Genomic DNA, 17,529 nt, shown 5'->3' with positions numbered 1-17,529 from the left:
TCGCACAGGCACGGCGGCGGCGCTGGTGCTGCTCCAGCGAACCCTTGCCCACCCATCGATCTCGCAAGTGCATTTTGCCGGCGGCTGTGTTAATCCGGTGTTAACCAAACCCGCGAGGCAACGCCGATGAAGGATGCAGGCGAGAACATCACCCAGATCGATCAGTCGCGAAAACTGTCCGATGCCATTCGCGACGTCAAGAACGCCTTCGCCGACCGCGACGACGTCGTCGTCGACATGCGCGAAGCGCATCGCATGCGGCTCGATTTGCTTGCCGCCGAACTCGCCCCGGTGTTCGGCGACGTACCCACCGACATGGACAGTTTCGACTTCGCCGTCTCGTCCGGCCTGCAGCCAAGGCTGTGGATCGACGCCGTCAGCCATGTCGCCATGGGACGCGACCGCCGCACCTACCGCTTTCTCAAGGACACGCGCATCGGCCGCGTCGTGCTCGCCGAGTCGACCGAGATGAAGGTCGTTGCCGATCAGGTGACGCGCTATGTCGCCGAGCGCGTCGTCGAACGCCAAAGGATGATGGAAGGCGGCATCGAGCAGGCCGTCGCCGGCCTGAAACGCGCCCTAGTGGTGGAAGCCGAGCCGCCGCTGCATGTCCCTGCGCGCAGCAACGGCTGGTCGGCCTTCTTCTCGGGCCTGGGCCTGATCGCCGCCGGCGCCCTGGTCGGCCTGGCGATTTCGCTCGTGCTGTTCTGGGACCGTATTGTCGCAATGAAAATCAGCTTCTAGAGCCGTTCAGCGTTTCACGGAAACGCTGAACCGCTCTATCTCTTTGTTTTGACGCAATTCCGGACGGAAAACCGTTTCACACTTTTCCTGGAATTGCTCCAGCCATCGACGCCTCGGCTTCGACGCCAAGCTCCATTGTCTGCAGGTCGCTGGGCGGCAATGCCGGCCCGGTCAGGCCGCGGCGCGTCAGCCTGATCCGCCAATTGTCCTTTTCACCGTCGATGTCGAGCAGATTATATTGCGCCGGTGCATGCGAACTGCCGGGGGCCTGCCCGGCGGCGGCGACCCCGACCACCGGGATTTTGGCCTTGCGGGCGCCGATGAAGAAGAGCGACGGCACATGCGAATGGCCGTGCAGCACAAGCTCGGCGCCGTGCCGGTGAAGAACCTTGTGGAAGCGCGAGATGCCAAACAGCCGCTTGTTCTGCGAAACGGCGCCGCGCACCGGCGGGTGGTGGATCATGATCACCCGGAACAGGCCGCGCTTGCCTGTGGCGTCGAGCATGTCGCGCAGCCTTTCCGCCTGGCCTTCCAGAAAGAAGCCGTTGGCCATGAACGGAGCCGTGGCGCGCGCCGTGGAGACGCCGATCAGCGCAGCATCGCCGCGCACGCGCAGATAGGGAAAGGTGTTGCGGTCGACCGGCGTATTGACGCCGTCGCCGGTCATCCATGCTGCCCAGGACCGGCAGGTCTTGTCGAAGGCGCCCGGCACATAGGCATCATGATTTCCTGGCACGACCGACACGTCATTCGGCGAGCCCAGCGTCTCCAGCCAGTGCTTGGCCATCTCGATCTCTCCGTCGAGCGCCAGATTGACCAGGTCACCGGTGATGGCGAGATGGTCCGGCCCGCTGGCCTTCATGTCGGCGACGATCGTGTCGATGACGGCGTCGTGCATGTGGCGGCGGCGGTTACGCTGCCAATTGACGTAACCGACCACGCGCTTGGAGGCGAGATCGCGATAGGTTACATCGGGAAGCGGCCCCAGATGGACATCGGAAATATGCGCGAGCCTGAACATCTTTTCTTCATAGGCGAGGCGCGCGCGGCTTTCCACTCACGGTTTCGCGGACGATGACGCCGGATCCGGAGCAAGCCCTGCGCCAGACCGGCTGGCCAGGCTTCAGGGCAAGGCTGTTTCACCTGTACTTCGTACTGCGGCGGCCGATGACGCTCGGCGTGCGCGGGTTGATCCACGACCGCCCTTCCAATTCCGTCTTCCTCATCCGCCACACCTATGTCCCTGGCTGGCACCTGCCCGGCGGTGGCGTCGAGTTGGGCGAGACGATGATCGAGGCGCTGACGCGCGAAGTCTTCGAGGAAGGCAACATCGCGCTGACCGGACCGCCGGTGCTGAAATCGCTGCATTTCAACCGCCGCGCCAGCCGCCGCGATCATGTCGGCCTTTATCTGGTCGAGGAGTTCGACCAGCCAGCACCCAAGCTGCCCGACCGCGAGATCGCCGAAGCCGGCTTCTTTCCGCTCGACCGCTTGCCGGAAGGCACGACACCGGCGACGCTGCGGCGGATTGCCGAAGTTTTTGAGGGGAATTCGGCATCGCCTTACTGGTAGATCATCTCTCCAACAGCTTTGGCTGCTTCGCTTTAGGCCGGCAACATCCATTGTTCTCCGAGAGAAATATATATATTAGGCGATAAGAGAAAAATGAAACATAGCCAAAACGACAGGTTTAGAATCGTACTATATATCTCACTTTACACGGTAATTACTGTGACAACAATTCTTGCTACAGCCTTAATTTCGACAATGGTCCTTGGGATAGATCCATCCAGGTTGGAAAAAAGTGGAAGAGGCATCCAGTTCGCAATACAACTTTTTGCGGCATTCGTGACATATTTCGTTTTTATAAAGCGACATGCTCGGCTTTTTACTCGCACTGAATTCTGGAAAATGGTCGGCTTCTCAAGCCTGATAGAAATGGGTTTGGGAATGGCCGTGCTTCTGCTGTCGGGATCGTTTCGCGCAATCCCGCTCCAGATGTCGGTCCAGATCGTCATGATCGGCGGCATCGTGGCGTTCCTGGCAACGTCGCTCGGCTACTCCAATCGATTTGGAAATACCACATTGAAAGCTGATCTCGTCAGAAGGGCAAAGATGGACTCAGAAACCTTCCGCTAGGGCGCCGGTCTCACGCCGCCTTCCTGAACCTGTTGCGGTCGTGCAGCGCGCCATAGTCGAGCTCAGGCCCGACCGGCACGATGCGTGTCGGGTTGATGGTCTCGTGGCTGCCGTAATAGTGCGACTTGATGTGGTGCAAATTCACCGTGCCGGCGACGCCCGGCACCTGGTAGAGGTCGCGCAGATAATTCGACAGGTTCGGATAGTCGGCGATGCGGCGCAGATTGCACTTGAAATGGCCGACATAGACCGGGTCGAAGCGGACCAGTGTCGTGAACAGCCGCCAATCCGCCTCGGTGATGCGGCCGCCGACGAGATAGCGCTGCCTTGACAGACGGTCCTCCAGCATGTCGAGCGTGGAGAACAATTCGCCGAACGCCTCCTCGTAGGCTGGCTGCGTGGTGGCGAAGCCGGCACGATAAACGCCGTTGTTGACCGCGGGATAGACCAGCGCATTGACCGCATCGATCTCGCCGCGCAGCGGTTGCGGATAGAAATCGAGCTTGGCATCGCCCCATTCGTCGAAGGCCGAATTGAGCATGCGGATAATCTCGGAGGATTCGTTGGAAACGATGGTCTGCTCGCGTTTGTCCCACAGCACGGGAACGGTGACCCGGCCCGAATAGCCGGGATCGGCCCTGGTGTAGATCTGGTGCAGGAAATCGAGGCCGTAGAGCGTGTCGCCGGTGGCGCCGTCCTCGGCCAGGAACGTCCAGCCGTCGGCGCCCATGAAATGATGGACGACCGCGACGGAAATCACGTCCTCGAGTTTTTTGAGCACGCGAAAGATCAGCGTCCGATGCGCCCACGGGCAGGCGAGCGAGACATAGAGGTGATAGCGGCCGGGCTCGGCCTTGAAGCCACGTTTTCGCCCTTCGGCCGGGAAGCCGTGGCGGGTCACCCAGTCGCGCCACTGCGACTGCGCCCGCACGAATTTGCCGCCGCTCTCCCCGGTATCGTACCAGCGGTCCTGCCATTGGCCTTCGACTAGCAATCCCATGAAATGTCCTTTCGCGTTCCTGCCTGATGTAGGGCATGAAATGGACCTGCCGAAATCGCCAGCGCTGAACAGATCGTCAACAGCTGCGTCGTCGAGCGCAACCGGCCGATTGCGGCGGCTGAAAATTGGTGCTAGCGGACAATCCGCATGTTCGACTTTGCCCTGATCCGGTTCGACCGACGACGAAAGAGCGCCCGCGCTTGATGAAGCGCTGACTGGCGAACGCTGCCGCTTGCAGCAAACCTTTCCTCGCATACCGGAACGCAAAGACCATGAGCCTTGCCGACGTGAAATACCTGCCGGAAACTCCGGCGCATGATCCTGAAATCGAAGCCATCAATGACGAAGCCTTCGGGCCGGGCCGTTTCGTGCTTGCTGCCTACAGGATCCGCCAAGGTGGCCCGCATGAACGGGCTTTGTCCTTCGTGGCCGTCGACGGCGCAACCGTCGTCGCCTCGGTACGGATGACACGCATCGCCGCGGGCGCCGGCCGCGCGCTGATGCTAGGGCCGCTCGCCGTGCAGCCGGCCTTCAAGAACCTCGGCATCGGCCGCCGGCTGGTGGCAATCGCGCTCGAAGCCGCTGCCAAAGCCGGCGCGCCGGCCGTGATGCTGGTCGGCGACGAACCCTATTACGGTCCGCTCGGTTTCAAGAGGCTGCCGCGTGGGCAGATCTCGATGCCGCGTCCGGTCGACCTCGACCGGCTTTTGGCGCACGAGATCGTGCCGGGCGCAGTGGCAAGGCTGGTGGGCGAGGTTTGCCACGCCGACCAGGCGAGGATTGGCGAGCACATCGCGGCGATGGCGTGACCATGCCGGCGCTGTCGCACGGTGGCTTGGCAGAATAGTCTGGGCTCGGAGGAGGACGTCGAGATGAACCCGAACGGCCAGATTGCGATCGTCACCGGTGGCGGCTCCGGCCTTGGCGAGGCGACGGCGCGCGCTCTTGCCGCCGGCGGCGCCAGGGTTGCCGTCCTCGATCTCGGCATCGAGCGGGCGGCCAAGGTGGCGGCCGACATCGGCGGCATTGCCGTCCGATGCGATGTGAGCGACGCGGAAAGCGGTGCCGCTGCTGTCGCGGAAGTGGCTGAGACGCTCGGCGAGCCGCGCATCCTGGTCAATTGCGCCGGCATCGTTATCGGCATGAAGACGATCGGCAAGGACGGACCACATCCGCTCGACCAATACCGCAAGGTGATCGAGGTCAATCTGATCGGCACCTTCAACATGATCCGCCTGGTTGCCGACCGGACCGCGAAGCTCGAGCCGCTGCAGGGCGGCGAGCGCGGCGTCATCGTCAACACCGCATCGGTCGCCGCCTATGACGGCCAGATCGGCCAGGCGGCCTATTCGGCATCCAAAAGCGGCGTCGTCGGCATGACGCTGCCGGTGGCGCGCGATCTCGCCCGCTCCGGCATTCGCGTCTGCACCATCGCGCCCGGCATCTTCAGGACGCCGATGATGGCCGGCATGCCGCAGGAGGTGCAGGATTCGCTCGGTGCGGCAGTGCCCTTCCCTTCCCGTTTGGGCGAGCCTTCGGAATATGCCGCACTTGCCTTGCACATCATCGAGAACCAGATGCTCAACGGCGAGACCATTCGCCTCGATGGCGCCATCCGCATGGCGCCGAAGTAAACGCGACGGTGGTGCTTTGGACGAACCCAGGAAAGACGTGATCCGCGCGACCGACGCCGAGGCGATCAGGCTGGCAAAGACGCTGATCCGCAGCGCCCGTTTCGGCGCGCTGGCAGTGCTCGAGCCAGGAACCGGTTCGCCGCTGGCCAGCAGGGTCGGTGTCGCCACCGACATCGACGGCACGCCATTGATCCTGGTGTCGATGCTGTCCGCCCATACCGGCGCTATCCTTGCCGACCCGCGCTGCTCGCTGCTCGTCGGCGAACCCGGCAAGGGCGATCCGCTGGCGCATCCGCGATTGACGCTCGTCTGCCGCGCCGTACGGCTCGAACGCGGATCGAACGAACACGCCCGCGCCGAGCGGCGCTACCTCAACCGCAATCCCAAGGCGAAGCTCTATGCCGGGCTCGGCGACTTCTCGATCTTCCGGCTCGAACCGGAGCGCGCCAGCCTGAACGGCGGCTTCGGCAAGGCCTATCTGCTCGAACGCGCCGATCTGGTCGCGACGGGAGCAATCGTTGAAGAGCTTGCCGCCGGCGAGCAATCGGCACTCGACCACATGAACGCCGACCATCTCGATGCGATTGCCCTCTACGCAAGTCATTTCGGCGGGGCCGAGCGCGACGGCTGGATCGTCACCGGCTTCGACGCCGACGGGATGGATCTCGTATCCGGCGACAATGTCTGCCGGGTCTTTTTTCCCAATCCGCTGCAGGCGGCACGCGACCTCAGGCCTGTCCTGGTCGACATGGCAAAGGCTGCCCGATCGGCAAATTGATCACAGCCGCACAGTTAATCGGCTTGCATGGAAAGCAAGCCTTGAGATTTGAGCGAAATGTTCTACCTTTGCGAGTGACGCTGAATCGCTGGCGTGCATCTATAGGGAAAGTCTATGGAATCCGACGCTATTGCCCCCATAGCGGCGGATGAGCAGGAAGGCATGGGGGATCTATGGTCTCGAACAAGCTAGTCGCCAACGCCGGAGCCGCGGCCGCGTTTCTGACGCTGATGGGCAACGAAAAACGTTTGTTGATCATGAGCTATCTGGCCGAGGGCGAAATGTCGGTCGGCGCCATAGCCGAGAAAGTGTCGCTCAGCCAATCCGCTTTGTCGCAGCATCTGGCCAAGCTCAGGGCTTCCGACCTTGTCGAGACCCGTCGCGACCGGCAAATGATCTATTATTCCTGCAAATCCGGCGCGGTACGCGAACTGCTGCACATGCTGGACGGTATTTTCGGCGAAGGTGAACTGTCGCAGATGGCTCACCGGCTGCGTCGCGCCGGGACCTGATTGGCCGGGGCGGAGAACGCCCCGCCAAGTCCGTTTGGTCGCCAAGTCCGTTTGGCCGGCAAGTCCGTTTGGCCGGCAAGTCCGCTTTGCTGCCAAGTCCGCCTGCTACTGAGCGCGCTCTTCGGCGGCCTGCGCAATCTCGTCCTTGAACTCGACCTTCGTGCCCGGCTGCACCATGGAGGCGAGGTCTTCGGCATCCCAATTGGTCAACCGGATGCAGCCATGGGAAAAGGTCGTGCCGATCTTGCCCGGTTCCGGCGTGCCGTGGATGCCGTAGCTTTCGATGGAAAGATCGATCCAGACCGATCCCACCGGATTATTCGGCCCGGCAGCGATAGTGAAGGGCCGCTTGGTCTTGACCCCCTTGAAAGCGAAGTCCGGATCATAGTGATAGGTAGGGTTGTGCACCACGCGCTTGACCTCTGCCGTGCCGCTTGGCGCCGGTTTCTCGTCGCTCCCAATCGAGGCGGGGTAGACCGCCAGCCATTTGCCGGCACGGTCGAGCACACGCACCAGGCGAGCGCCCTTGTCGATCTCGACGGCGGCAACCCCGGCGGCAGGGTCGCCCCTGCCGCCATCAGGCACCACCAACGTCCTGCCTGGTTTCCTGAGACTGGTGCCAGGATTAAGCATTCTCAACAATTGTTCGCTGATATGGAAGCGCTCGGCCAACTTCTCCACCGCATTGCGGTAACCGAGCCGCCGCAAGCGGGCCATCCTCTCCAAGCGGGCCGGAATACGCTTGGTGAAAGGTCCGCGCACGTCCTTGCGCATCACCTCATAGGTCACCAGCACCGGCCTGGCGGAGGTTGCGATGAGTTTGCTCCAGGTCTGTGGATCGAGCTTGCCGTCGGGCGGAAGTCCGTTTGCCGCCTGAAACGCGGCGACGGCCTTGGCGAAGTTCTGGGAAAGACGACCGTCGATCAGGCCCGGCGAGAAGCGGGCGCGATCCAGAAGGATCTGCGCCTTCAGCAGCATCGGATCGACACCCTTCGGTTCGCCGATAGTGAATTGGGCCTGATTGACGGTGGCTGGATCGAGCTTGGCTGCGCGAGCCACGCCGCATGCGAGGGCAAGCGTGGCGGCGAAGACGAGGAGGAGCCTGATCATCGATGTCCTCCCAGGACTGCAGCAGGAGCCCGCTTCTATGACGCGGCATGGCCCTGTGTGGTTCCTTCGCCCGATCGAAATTCTGAATTGAAGCGGCTTGGCCGAAGGGCTGTGCCGCGGGAATCAAGTATTTCTCGTCGTCGGGGGGGCCCGGCCCGGCGTCCAGTGATTGAGCTTGACCGTTCGAACGGCGTGCATCCATTTGGACGCTGAGATACGGTCCGAGCTTCGGATCCGGCATCATGCCTTCCGAAACCGAATCCCGATTCGCGGCCGATGCCATGGTCGGCCGAGGAAGCCATGAATCCGATCCGCATAGACGACCCGCAGGATCCCCGCGTCGCTGCCTATCTCGACATCCGGGAGCGAGATCTTGCCGGCCGGCAAGGCCGTTTCGTCGCCGAAGGCAAGGTGGTGCTCGACACGCTGCTCGCCGCCCGGCGCTTCGAGGCAGAATCGGTGCTGGTACTCGAAAACCGGCTGGCCGGCCTCGATGACGTCCTGCGCAAGGCGCCTGCCGGGCTCCCGATCTATGTCGCATCCAGCGAAATCATGGACAGGATCGCCGGATTCCACATGCATCGCGGCATATTGGCGATCGGCCGCAAAGGTGCGGCCATCTCCGCTGAGGCCTTGCTCGGCGCGCTGCCCGCCCGCGCGCTGATCGTTGTGCTGGTCGGCATCGCCAATCATGACAATATGGGCTCGATCTTCCGCAATGCCGCCGCCTTTGGCGCGGATGCCGTGCTTCTCGATCCGACCTGCTGCGATCCGCTGTACCGCAAGGCAATCCGCGTCTCGGTGGGCGCCGCCTTGAAAGTCCCCTTCGCCTCCTTTGCCGACGCCGCCGGCTGCATCGCCATACTCGACCAGCAAGGCTTCAGCCAATTCGCGTTGTCGCCGCACGGGCAAATCGACATTCGCGATGCCAAGAGAAACGAGCGGCTGGCTCTCTATCTCGGCACCGAGGGCGAAGGCCTGCCGGAAAGCCTGCTTGCTCGCCTGCAGACGCTGCGGATCGGTATGGCGCAGGATTTCGACAGCCTGAATGTCGCAGCGGCGTCAGCCATCGCACTTCATCATTTTTCCGGGGCCTGATGCATGTCGCGCAAAAGTGTGCAGCGGTTTTGCGGTAACGACATGCATCAAAACAAGAACATAAAGCGCGTCGCATGAGGCCGGTCGAACACGACGCGCTTTAGAGCCGGGCGTCTCGCTCTTGCGCTTGCGGCGTCTCAGTTGGTCGATGCGGCCTTCTGCAGCGCCCGCACGCGATCGGCAAGGCTGCGTCCGCCGCTCTCCGGCCGCGCATCCTCAGGCGCTGCAAGCGCCTGGGCGATCGGCGAATCCGGGCCGTCGAGCTTGGCCGTCAAGGCGACGACTTGCGCTGCCAGATCGTTCATCTCTTCGCGCAATGCCGCGCTGGCGCTGCCGGTATCGTCTCCGGCGTGTGATTTCGATGTTTCGACGGCAGCAAGATCTGTCTTCAGCCTCCTGTTCTCGCGTGCCAGCGATGTCAGCCTGGCCTCCAGCCGCTCGCGGTCGGCATCGAGCTTGGCGCTTGCCTTTTCGATGTCGCCGTTGGCGGTCGCATTGACCTGGCTTCCTGGCATGCCGGCAAGGGCCGCCGCAGGCGGGCTTTCAGCGCCTTTCGCCCTTTCGCGAAGGCGCACCAGTTCCTTTTCGCGGCGCTCCAGCCTGTCCTCGCGATCGGCCAACGTGGCGAGCAGGCGTTCGACCTTCTTTTCCAAGTCGCCGGTTCTTTTCTTCTCGGCCTTCAGCGCGTCCCGCAAAACCTTGCTTTCGGCTGTCAATTCCTGGCTGCGCCTGTCCGCCTCCTTGCGCTGGCCGCGCAGCAGCGAAATGTCGCTTGCCAGCTTCTGCAGCTCGGATTCGCGCGCCACCAGCTCGATCTGCCGGCTGCTGGACGAAAAACTGGCGTCGTCATACATGTGCTCCAGTTTTCGCAGTTCGAGCCCGCGCTTTTCGAGCGCGCGCTCGGTCTCCGCAAGCCTCTCCGACAGCTGCTGCAGCTGCTCATCGCGCTTGCGAAGCTCCTCGCTCCTGGTTGTGAGGTCGGCGACGACCCGGTTCTTGTCCTGCCGCTCGGCCGCCAATTCCTTCAGGGCTTCGCGGTCGCGGCCGATCTCGACCAGCTGTTCGGCGGCTTTCTCGCGCAATGACTTGATGGTCATTTCGAGCCGGCGCGCCGAAACGGCGAACTCGGCGCGGACGCGATCCTTGTCCGCCTGGATCTCGGCCAGCGTCAGCGGCATCGAACCCTCGACGCGCCTGCGCGTCAGCGCCACCGCCCGCCGCCAGACGGCCGGGGCAATCATCAGCGCCAGAAAGCCCGCGCAGAGAAAGCCGAGGACAAAGAACAGGATCGACTGGACCAAGATGACTATCCGTTATGCATGGCCGGCCGTTATGGGCGGCAGGCAATGGTCAAAGTTCGACTTTGCCATCTTCGCATGACGGAAATCCGGCGCCGCGGCAAGGGTCTGCCGCGGCAAAGCTCAGACCGTGGGATCACAGGGCCAACCGCAGTGGCGCCATCGTGCAGGTCAGAACGGATTCCAGGTCGCGCGTTGGGTGAGCTTGAGGTAGCCGAGATTGACGCCAAGACGGGCGCCGACGCCGGTACGGATCGGCACGAGCAGCACATTGTTGTTCTTCAGCACGTTGAAACCGACGCCGGCGATGACATAGGCAGAGCCGGCGACGCCGCCAAAGCGGTTATAGAGGCTGCTCACATCGTCGAGATTGTAGACCAGCATCATCACGCGCGAGCCCTCGCCGCCGAAATCCCAGCCGAGCGACGGGCCTTGCCAGAACACTTTGTGATCGCCGGCATTCTTGGTGTAGAGCGTGCCTTCGCCATAGGTCAGGCCACCGATCAGCGCCCCGGACCCCTCTTCGCCGAGCAGATAGCCGTTCGGCAGGCCATAGGTGGCGAAAATCTTCTCGACGACCGTGGCCAGCCCACCCGATGTCGCGCCGAAGAATTTATGACCGGAATCAACGATCTCCTGGGCGGTGTACTCTTGCGCCCGCGCGGCCGATGTCGAAAAGGCGACAAGGCCGATGAGCGCGATCGTCATTGAGATGACACGGAAAAAAGTCCGGTCGTAGAATCGGGAAACCATGCTTCCAATCTCCGTCAGGGAGCACTTTCGCCGACGCCTCGCACCCGTACGGCTCTTTGGCGGCCGTTAAGGATGACTGTTAGGGGCAAACTATGCCGTAATCCTTTTTCAACCATTAAACTCTCACATGAACATGGCGGTTCGAAGGCTGTTTTCGCATGCCCGCGCAGCACCCAGGCTGCGTGAACACACCATTTTCGACAATGATAATTTGGATTTGTTGCTGCACGCACAAGCGCTGTGTATTCACAATGCTTGGGAGAGAGGGTGATTCGTGTGGACAGGCGTGATCATGATCGCCCGGTCATTTTGTTGTGAAATTTGCAGGGATTTTTGCCGATGGCCGAGCTTTTCACCCTTTCCGCACCCGACCTGGCAGCGCTGCTGTGCAGCCGGGTCTGCCACGACATCATTTCGCCGGTCGGCGCCATAAACAACGGGCTTGAGCTGCTCGACGAAGGCGGCGCCGACGAAGACGCCATGAAGCTGATCCGCCAAAGCGCCAAAAACGCCTCCGCCCGCCTGCAATTCGCCCGCATCGCCTTCGGCGCCGCCGGTTCGGCCGGCATGCTGATCGACACCGGGGACGCCGAGGCCGTGGCCATCGCCTTCCTGAAGAACGAGAAGCCGGAACTGGTCTGGAACGGAACCCGCGCCCTATTGCCCAAGAACAAGGTCAAGCTGCTGCTCAACCTCATCCTCGTCGCCAACGCCGCCATTCCGCGCGGCGGCAGGCTGGTGGTCACGCTGGAGAACCTCGAGACCGAGCCGCGCTTTGCGCTCGCGGCGAGCGGCCCGATGCTGCGCGTGCCGCCCAAATTCCTGGAATTGCATTCCGGCCACAGACCGGAAGAGCCGATCGACGCGCATTCGGTGCAACCCTATTACACGCTGCTTTTGGCCCGCGAAGCCAACATGACGATATCGATCCATGCGACCGCCGACGAGATCGTCCTTTCCGTAGCCTGAAGTTCTCCAAAAGAGCGCGAAGTATTTCTCCAGGTCATATTTGCGGCACTGTCTTAACATCTGCGAGACGGGCTTGCGGATTGATTGGATGAAGCATTGCGAAAGAAGATTTCGCTTACAACACCTTCAGGAAAATTTTACCTAACGGCTTTTCGGCTTCTTTACCAGATCGGCCTATGTTCCCCGGCAGATGCCACGACGCTGCCGGTTCGCCGCATGGCAAAGAGGGTCCGGGAATGAAACGCTGCATGTTCGTCGACAATTCGAGCGTCATCAGGAAGGTTGCAAAGCGTATCCTGGGCGGCTCCGGCATGATGGTGATCGAAGCCGCCAGCGGCCATGAGGCGATCGAGATGTGCACTGCCGACATGCCGGACATCATCGTCGTCGACGGCGCCTTGCCGGACATGCAGGCGCAGGACCTCATCCGCCGCGTGCGCTCCATGGAAAGCCCGGTATTGCCGCAAGTTCTGATTTCGCTGGTCGAGGTCGACGTCGGGGCGATCATGCGGGCAAAACGCGCCGGCGCCCAGGGTTACCTGCTGAAGCCGTTCAACCGGCCGCAATTGCTCGAGTGCTTCCGCGCCTTGAAGATTGCCGCCTGATCAGGGGTCGTTCCATTCCGATGAAATCGGGATGAGGCTCTATCCTATTGTTTTACTGTGTTCTTTTCCGAAAACCGGCATCCACTTTTCGGGATCAGGCGCTGACGCGGATATCTTCCGGCTCACGCAGCACATAGCCGCGGCCCCAGACGGTCTCGATGTAATTCTGCCCGCCCGATGCGGCGTCGAGCTTCTTGCGCAGCTTGCAGATGAAGACGTCGATGATCTTCAGCTCCGGTTCGTCCATGCCGCCATAGAGATGATTGAGGAACATTTCCTTGGTCAGCGTGGTACCCTTGCGCAGCGAGAGCAGCTCCAGCATCTGATATTCCTTGCCGGTCAGATGCACGCGCTGGCCACCGACTTCAACGGTCTTGGCATCGAGATTGACCACCAGGTCGCCGGTGGTGATGACCGACTGGGCATGGCCCTTGGAACGCCGCACGATGGCATGGATGCGGGCGACCAGTTCGTCCTTGTGGAAGGGCTTGGTCATGTAATCGTCGGCGCCGAAGCCAAGGCCGCGCACCTTGTCCTCGATACCGGCCATGCCGGAGAGGATGAGGATCGGCGTCTTCACCTTGGACAGGCGAAGTGTCCTCAAAACTTCATAACCCGACATGTCGGGGAGATTGAGATCGAGGAGAATGATGTCGTAATCGTAAAGCTTGCCTAGATCGACACCCTCTTCACCAAGGTCGGTCGTATAGACATTGAAACTTTCCGATTTCAGCATCAGCTCGATGCTTTGTGCGGTTGCACTGTCGTCTTCTATCAGCAGAACGCGCATTTCATTCCCCTTTTCTGCCGCCGGACCATTTCACGACCCGTCCAGGACCGGAGCAGTGATTGCCTGAGCAGAGGCTGCCATCGAATGGTTAATAAAACCTAATTCCCCGTCCATGACGGTATCAGATTTTTTAACCCCTTTCTACACCTTGTTGAATCCAATAATGAATCACAGACCCAAACCGTTAATGCAGCACATTAATAAGCCAGACTAAGTGACTCTTCGGACTCGTTGGCCGGGTTTCGCGACGAGTAGCAGAATTTTTACCCGCCCTTAAGTCCTGAGCCGTATGATTAACAATGCCCGTAAACGAATGGTTACCGCCGGCAAAAAACTTTAGGAGTTTGTTTCCCATAGTTCCGGGAAAGCCGGTGGAAACGGGTGAAGCCTGGGCCTTGCCGGGTGAATTGGACGATATGTGCAGGTGTGCGTTTCCGGGAGTACCGAATCATGAAGTCACGTGAAAACCTCGTTCGGCTGAAGCAATTTCAGGTGAGCGAGAAGCGGCGGCAGCTGCTGCAGCTCGACATGATGATCGCCGAGTTCGAGCGCATGGCCGTCGAGCTGGAACTTCAGATCGCGGCCGAAGAGAAGAAGGCCGGCATCACCGACATCAATCATTTTGCCTATCCGACCTTCGCCAAGGCGGCACGCCTGCGCCGCGACAACCTCAGAAATTCGCAAAGCGACCTCGCCCAGCAGCGAAATGTCGCCGAATCATTGCTGAGCGAAGCCGAAGCGGAGCTTTCCAAGGCCGAGATGCTCGAATCGCGCGACACCAAGGCGCGCGACACGGAAGCCGGCGGCCGCAGCGCCATGATCGGCTGAAAACAAGGCTTTAACGCGCGTCGCGCTTGAGCGCTATTGCTGTGCACCGAACGGTGCCGGCCTCAGGCATCCAGATCTTCTTGCTGTTCGGCCGCCCGCGCGCGGGCGTCCTTGATGTCGGGCACATGCTGCTCCGACCAGGCCCTGATCTGATTGAGCAGTCCTGCCAGGTTCTGGCCAAGTTCGGTCAGCTCGTATTCGACCCGCGGGGGAATGACCGGGAACACCTCGCGCCGCACCAGGCCGTCGCGTTCCAGGATACGCAGCGTCTGCGTCAGCATTTTCGGGGTGATGCCTTCGAGCTTGCGCGCCAATTCGCCGTTGCGGAGCCGGCCCCGGCGCAACGCACAAATCACCAGGTGGACCCATTTGCTGGCGAGCGTCTCAAGCACCGCGTGCGAGGGGCACGTCCGTCGGAACGCGTCATAACCGGAAGGGAAACAATCTTCGCTATCCATGAGGTGCGTATATATCAAAAAGGTACAGACTAGACAAGAGAATATTACTATCCAAATGATAGTGGCATATCAAACCAGCAGGAGAGAGCCTCCCATGCGTGCCATTATCCAGAATTCCTTCGGCGCACCCAACGTCCTCGTCATTGCCGATCGTCCCGCGCCATCACCCGAGGCCGGCGAAGTGCTGGTCCGCATCGAGGCGGCCGGCATCAATCCGGTCGACGGCGCAGTGCGCGGCGGCCACTATCCGCTGCTTGGCGAGCCGCCCTTCATCCTTGGTTGGGACGTTTCGGGAACTGTCGAGGCGCTGGGCTCCGGCCTGTCCGGCCTTAAGGTCGGCGATGCCGTCTTTGGCATGTCGCGCTTTCCCAAACAGGCGGCAGCTTACGCCGAACTCGCCACTGTCCCGGCTGATGAGCTTGCGCCGAAACCTGAAGGCATAGACCACGCCCAAGCCGCCGCGCTGCCGCTGGCCGGCCTGACGGCCTGGCAAGGCCTTGTCCGCCATGGCCGGCTCAATCCTGGCCAGCGCGTGCTGATCCACGCCGGAGCCGGCGGCGTCGGCCATCTGGCGGTGCAGATCGCCAAGGCGCGCGGTGCTTACGTCGTCGCGACCGCCAGCCCGGAAAAGCTCGATTTCGTCCGCTCGCTCGGCGCCGACGAGGTGATCGACTACACAGAGGATGATTTCACCGGAAAGGCTCGCGACATCGATCTCGTTCTGGAGCCGTTCGGCGGCGAGCATGCGGAGCAATCGCTAAAAGTGCTCAAGGCCGGCGGTGTTCTGGTGTCGCTGCTCGATGTCAGCGATGCCACCAAGGCAAAGGCCAGGACGCAAGGCATCCGCGTCGAGCGCATGTCCGTGGTGCCCGACCGTGCCGCTCTGGTGGAACTCGGCAAATTGATCGACGCGAAAAAGCTGGCCGTCCACGTGGCAAAGGCGTTTCCGCTCGAACAGGCCGGTGCCGCCCATGCCTTTCTCGCCACCAGGCCGATCGGCAAGGTGGTGCTGACGGTCTGAAATCCCAGATCGTCGCTCCGGCAAACTTTAAGGGCGCGGATCAGCGCCCTTATCGGACTAATGCCGGTATTGCTGGATGCGCGTGGTGCGCAGCCCGGCAAGGCCGTATTCGTCGATCGACGCCTGCCAGGACAGGAATTCCTCGGTGGTGAGCTTGTAGCGCTGGCACGCCTCTTCCAGGCTCAAAAGCCCGCCACGCACCGCCGCCACCACTTCCGCCTTGCGCCGGATAACCCAGCGACGTGTGTTCGTCGGCGGCAGATCGGCGATGGTAAGTGGGCTGCCGTCAGGCCCGATAACGTATTTGACTCGCGGTCTAATTAGATCGGTCATCGTACTCTCTACAAAAAACTCAAAGACCCAATCCCCACCACATTACCGCCACAGCTTTAAAATTTGGCTAAGCAGACCCTAATGGATAGGTAAGGATCATGAACGCCGCGTTAGTCTTTTCATCGGCATTTGAGATATCTGCCGGCAAGCGCGTTGAACCCGGCTGGAAAAAATGAGCCGGCCTGCAAAGCTGGCGCGGCCGGGACGCTTGACCTATATTCCGGCCATTGGCATTGAAGCGCCGCGCAGAACGAAAGAACCATGAACAGCCTCGATCTTCCCGGACGCCCCGAAAACACCCGTGTCGTCGTCGCCATGTCGGGCGGTGTCGATTCGTCGGTTGTTGCCGGTCTCTTAAAGCACGAGGGCTACGACGTCGTCGGCGTCACGCTGCAGCTTTACGACCACGGCGCGGCAACGCACCGGGCCGGCTCATGCTGCGCCGGCCAGGACATCGACGATGCCCGCCGCGTCTCCGAGACGCTCGCCATCCCGCATTACGTGCTCGATTACGAGGAGCGCTTCCGCAAGGCGGTGATTGACCCGTTCGCCGAGAGCTATGTCGCGGGCGAAACGCCGATCCCTTGCGTCTCCTGCAATCAGACGGTGAAATTCGCCGATCTTCTCGCGACCGCCAAGGAACTCGGCGCCGACGCGCTGGCCACCGGTCACTACATCCGTTCCGGCGCCAATGGCGCCCACCGCGCGCTTTACCGGCCGGTCGACGCCGACCGCGACCAGAGCTACTTCCTGTTCGCCACCACCCAGGCGCAGATCGACTATCTGCGTTTTCCGCTCGGCGGCCTGTCGAAGCCTGAGGTTCGCGCCATCGCCGAGGAGATGGGACTGACGGTCGCCGCCAAGCAGGACAGCCAGGACATCTGTTTCGTGCCGCAGGGCAAATATTCCGACATCATCGCCAAGCTGAAGCCGGCTGCCGCCAATCCGGGCGACATCGTCCATATAGACGGGCGCGTGCTTGGCCGCCACGAAGGCATTTTGCGCTACACCGTCGGTCAGCGCCGCGGCATCGGCATCGCCTCCGGCGAGCCGCTCTACGTCGTCCATCTCGACGCCGACCGGGCCCGCGTCGTCGTCGGCCCGCGCGAGGCGCTGGAAACCCACAAGATCTTCTTGCGCAACATGAACTGGCTGGGCGATGGCCCGCTGACCGAGATCCTGGCGGCCGGGCTTGAGCTTTTCGCCAAGGTGCGCTCGACGCGGCCGCCGCGCCCGGCCGTGCTGCATCACCGCGCGGGCGTCACTTCGGTGGAGCTGGTCGACGGCGAGTCCGGCATCGCGCCCGGTCAGGCCTGCGTGCTCTATTCCGACGACGGCAACGAGGCGCGCGTGTTCGGCGGCGGCTTCATCGAGCGCTCCGAGCGCGGCGCCGAAGCCGAGGCGATGCTGACGCGGCTTGCCGTCCAGCCGGCGCGGGTTCCCGCCGAATAGACGGCGT

The 17,529-nt window shown here is 61.9% G+C and carries 21 protein-coding genes; 13 read left to right on the top strand and 8 right to left on the bottom strand.

All coding sequences use genetic code 11. From position 1 onward, the window contains the following. Nucleotides 1-126 precede the first annotated feature (126 nt). Complete coding sequence (locus tag NKH37_RS06430) at nucleotides 127-744, top strand: hypothetical protein (protein ID WP_023719260.1); 618 nt, start codon at nucleotides 127-129, stop codon at nucleotides 742-744. Nucleotides 745-820: 76 nt separating this feature from the next. Here the strand turns inward: NKH37_RS06430 and NKH37_RS06425 are convergent, their stop codons facing one another. Then, the gene (locus NKH37_RS06425; RefSeq protein WP_023719261.1) at nucleotides 821-1,765 is read right to left on the bottom strand and encodes a metallophosphoesterase family protein; all 945 of its coding nucleotides are present in this window, start codon (nucleotides 1,763-1,765) and stop codon (nucleotides 821-823) included. Between the two features lie 53 nt (nucleotides 1,766-1,818). Here NKH37_RS06425 and NKH37_RS06420 point away from each other — a divergent pair, with 53 nt between their 5' ends. Both NKH37_RS06420 and NKH37_RS06415 read left to right on the top strand, forming a co-directional pair. Further along, on the top strand, nucleotides 1,819-2,316 hold the full coding sequence (locus NKH37_RS06420) for an NUDIX domain-containing protein (RefSeq protein WP_352642764.1): 498 nt from the start codon (nucleotides 1,819-1,821) through the stop codon (nucleotides 2,314-2,316). A 93-nt stretch (nucleotides 2,317-2,409) separates the two neighbouring features. Then, nucleotides 2,410-2,883 (top strand): ABZJ_00895 family protein, encoded by a 474-nt coding sequence (locus NKH37_RS06415; protein WP_352591686.1) that lies wholly within the window; start codon nucleotides 2,410-2,412, stop codon nucleotides 2,881-2,883. Between the two features lie 10 nt (nucleotides 2,884-2,893). On the opposite strand, the gene NKH37_RS06410 is transcribed toward NKH37_RS06415, so the two are convergent. After that, nucleotides 2,894-3,883 (bottom strand): glutathione S-transferase family protein, encoded by a 990-nt coding sequence (locus tag NKH37_RS06410; protein WP_353004813.1) that lies wholly within the window; start codon nucleotides 3,881-3,883, stop codon nucleotides 2,894-2,896. A gap of 272 nt (nucleotides 3,884-4,155) precedes the next feature. Here NKH37_RS06410 and NKH37_RS06405 point away from each other — a divergent pair, with 272 nt between their 5' ends. The 4 genes from NKH37_RS06405 to NKH37_RS06390 all read left to right on the top strand — a co-directional run bounded on the left by NKH37_RS06405 (nucleotide 4,156) and on the right by NKH37_RS06390 (nucleotide 6,807). Further along, nucleotides 4,156-4,692, top strand: a complete 537-nt coding sequence (locus NKH37_RS06405; RefSeq protein WP_352482039.1) for a GNAT family N-acetyltransferase — start codon at nucleotides 4,156-4,158, stop codon at nucleotides 4,690-4,692. 63 nt (nucleotides 4,693-4,755) lie between these two features. Further along, nucleotides 4,756-5,517 (top strand): 3-hydroxyacyl-CoA dehydrogenase, encoded by a 762-nt coding sequence (locus NKH37_RS06400; protein ID WP_352642757.1) that lies wholly within the window; start codon nucleotides 4,756-4,758, stop codon nucleotides 5,515-5,517. After that, nucleotides 5,489-6,295, top strand: a complete 807-nt coding sequence (locus tag NKH37_RS06395; protein ID WP_198030492.1) for a HugZ family pyridoxamine 5'-phosphate oxidase — start codon at nucleotides 5,489-5,491, stop codon at nucleotides 6,293-6,295. Before NKH37_RS06400 ends, NKH37_RS06395 begins: the two co-directional genes overlap by 29 nt. Before the next feature lie 173 nt (nucleotides 6,296-6,468). Next, nucleotides 6,469-6,807, top strand: coding sequence for an ArsR/SmtB family transcription factor (locus NKH37_RS06390; RefSeq protein ID WP_023719268.1), 339 nt, complete (start codon nucleotides 6,469-6,471; stop codon nucleotides 6,805-6,807). 105 nt (nucleotides 6,808-6,912) lie between these two features. Here NKH37_RS06390 and NKH37_RS06385 read toward each other — a convergent pair whose 3' ends face one another. Continuing rightward, nucleotides 6,913-7,917, bottom strand: coding sequence for a L,D-transpeptidase family protein (locus tag NKH37_RS06385; RefSeq protein ID WP_353004812.1), 1,005 nt, complete (start codon nucleotides 7,915-7,917; stop codon nucleotides 6,913-6,915). 300 nt (nucleotides 7,918-8,217) lie between these two features. Between NKH37_RS06385 and NKH37_RS06380 the strand changes: the two genes are divergently transcribed. Further along, on the top strand, nucleotides 8,218-9,015 hold the full coding sequence (locus NKH37_RS06380; RefSeq protein WP_023719270.1) for a TrmH family RNA methyltransferase: 798 nt from the start codon (nucleotides 8,218-8,220) through the stop codon (nucleotides 9,013-9,015). Nucleotides 9,016-9,152: 137 nt separating this feature from the next. Here the strand turns inward: NKH37_RS06380 and NKH37_RS06375 are convergent, their stop codons facing one another. Further along, complete coding sequence (locus tag NKH37_RS06375; protein WP_352482035.1) at nucleotides 9,153-10,316, bottom strand: coiled-coil domain-containing protein; 1,164 nt, start codon at nucleotides 10,314-10,316, stop codon at nucleotides 9,153-9,155. A gap of 168 nt (nucleotides 10,317-10,484) precedes the next feature. After that, nucleotides 10,485-11,021, bottom strand: a complete 537-nt coding sequence (locus NKH37_RS06370) for a DUF1134 domain-containing protein (RefSeq protein ID WP_245278600.1) — start codon at nucleotides 11,019-11,021, stop codon at nucleotides 10,485-10,487. 384 nt (nucleotides 11,022-11,405) lie between these two features. On the opposite strand from NKH37_RS06370, the gene chpT reads away from it, so the two are divergent. Beyond that, nucleotides 11,406-12,035 carry a histidine phosphotransferase ChpT gene (chpT, locus tag NKH37_RS06365; protein ID WP_023719273.1) on the top strand — a complete coding sequence of 210 codons (630 nt, stop codon included), beginning with the start codon at nucleotides 11,406-11,408 and terminating at the stop codon, nucleotides 12,033-12,035. 236 nt (nucleotides 12,036-12,271) lie between these two features. Further along, nucleotides 12,272-12,640, top strand: coding sequence for a response regulator (locus NKH37_RS06360; RefSeq protein WP_023719274.1), 369 nt, complete (start codon nucleotides 12,272-12,274; stop codon nucleotides 12,638-12,640). A gap of 94 nt (nucleotides 12,641-12,734) precedes the next feature. Here the strand turns inward: NKH37_RS06360 and ctrA are convergent, their stop codons facing one another. Next, nucleotides 12,735-13,430, bottom strand: a complete 696-nt coding sequence (ctrA, locus tag NKH37_RS06355) for a response regulator transcription factor CtrA (RefSeq protein ID WP_006203583.1) — start codon at nucleotides 13,428-13,430, stop codon at nucleotides 12,735-12,737. Nucleotides 13,431-13,880: 450 nt separating this feature from the next. Here ctrA and NKH37_RS06350 point away from each other — a divergent pair, with 450 nt between their 5' ends. After that, nucleotides 13,881-14,258 carry a flagellar export protein FliJ gene (locus NKH37_RS06350; RefSeq protein ID WP_023719275.1) on the top strand — a complete coding sequence of 126 codons (378 nt, stop codon included), beginning with the start codon at nucleotides 13,881-13,883 and terminating at the stop codon, nucleotides 14,256-14,258. Between the two features lie 62 nt (nucleotides 14,259-14,320). On the opposite strand, the gene NKH37_RS06345 is transcribed toward NKH37_RS06350, so the two are convergent. Beyond that, complete coding sequence (locus NKH37_RS06345; RefSeq protein WP_023719276.1) at nucleotides 14,321-14,716, bottom strand: winged helix-turn-helix transcriptional regulator; 396 nt, start codon at nucleotides 14,714-14,716, stop codon at nucleotides 14,321-14,323. 94 nt (nucleotides 14,717-14,810) lie between these two features. Here NKH37_RS06345 and NKH37_RS06340 point away from each other — a divergent pair, with 94 nt between their 5' ends. Beyond that, nucleotides 14,811-15,737: an NADP-dependent oxidoreductase gene (locus NKH37_RS06340; RefSeq protein ID WP_023719277.1), complete on the top strand. Its 927-nt coding sequence runs from the start codon at nucleotides 14,811-14,813 to the stop codon at nucleotides 15,735-15,737. A gap of 57 nt (nucleotides 15,738-15,794) precedes the next feature. On the opposite strand, the gene sciP is transcribed toward NKH37_RS06340, so the two are convergent. After that, nucleotides 15,795-16,070 (bottom strand): CtrA inhibitor SciP, encoded by a 276-nt coding sequence (gene sciP, locus NKH37_RS06335; RefSeq protein WP_023679563.1) that lies wholly within the window; start codon nucleotides 16,068-16,070, stop codon nucleotides 15,795-15,797. 261 nt (nucleotides 16,071-16,331) lie between these two features. Here sciP and mnmA point away from each other — a divergent pair, with 261 nt between their 5' ends. Further along, nucleotides 16,332-17,522 carry a tRNA 2-thiouridine(34) synthase MnmA gene (gene mnmA, locus NKH37_RS06330; protein WP_023719279.1) on the top strand — a complete coding sequence of 397 codons (1,191 nt, stop codon included), beginning with the start codon at nucleotides 16,332-16,334 and terminating at the stop codon, nucleotides 17,520-17,522. Nucleotides 17,523-17,529: the final 7 nt, after the last annotated feature.

It is taken from the genome of Mesorhizobium sp. M1217 (assembly GCF_040318275.1).
Taxonomy (GTDB): domain Bacteria; phylum Pseudomonadota; class Alphaproteobacteria; order Rhizobiales; family Rhizobiaceae; genus Mesorhizobium.
The sequence above is the reverse complement of the archived record's forward strand: the minus strand, read 5'-3'. Positions and strand labels throughout refer to the sequence as shown.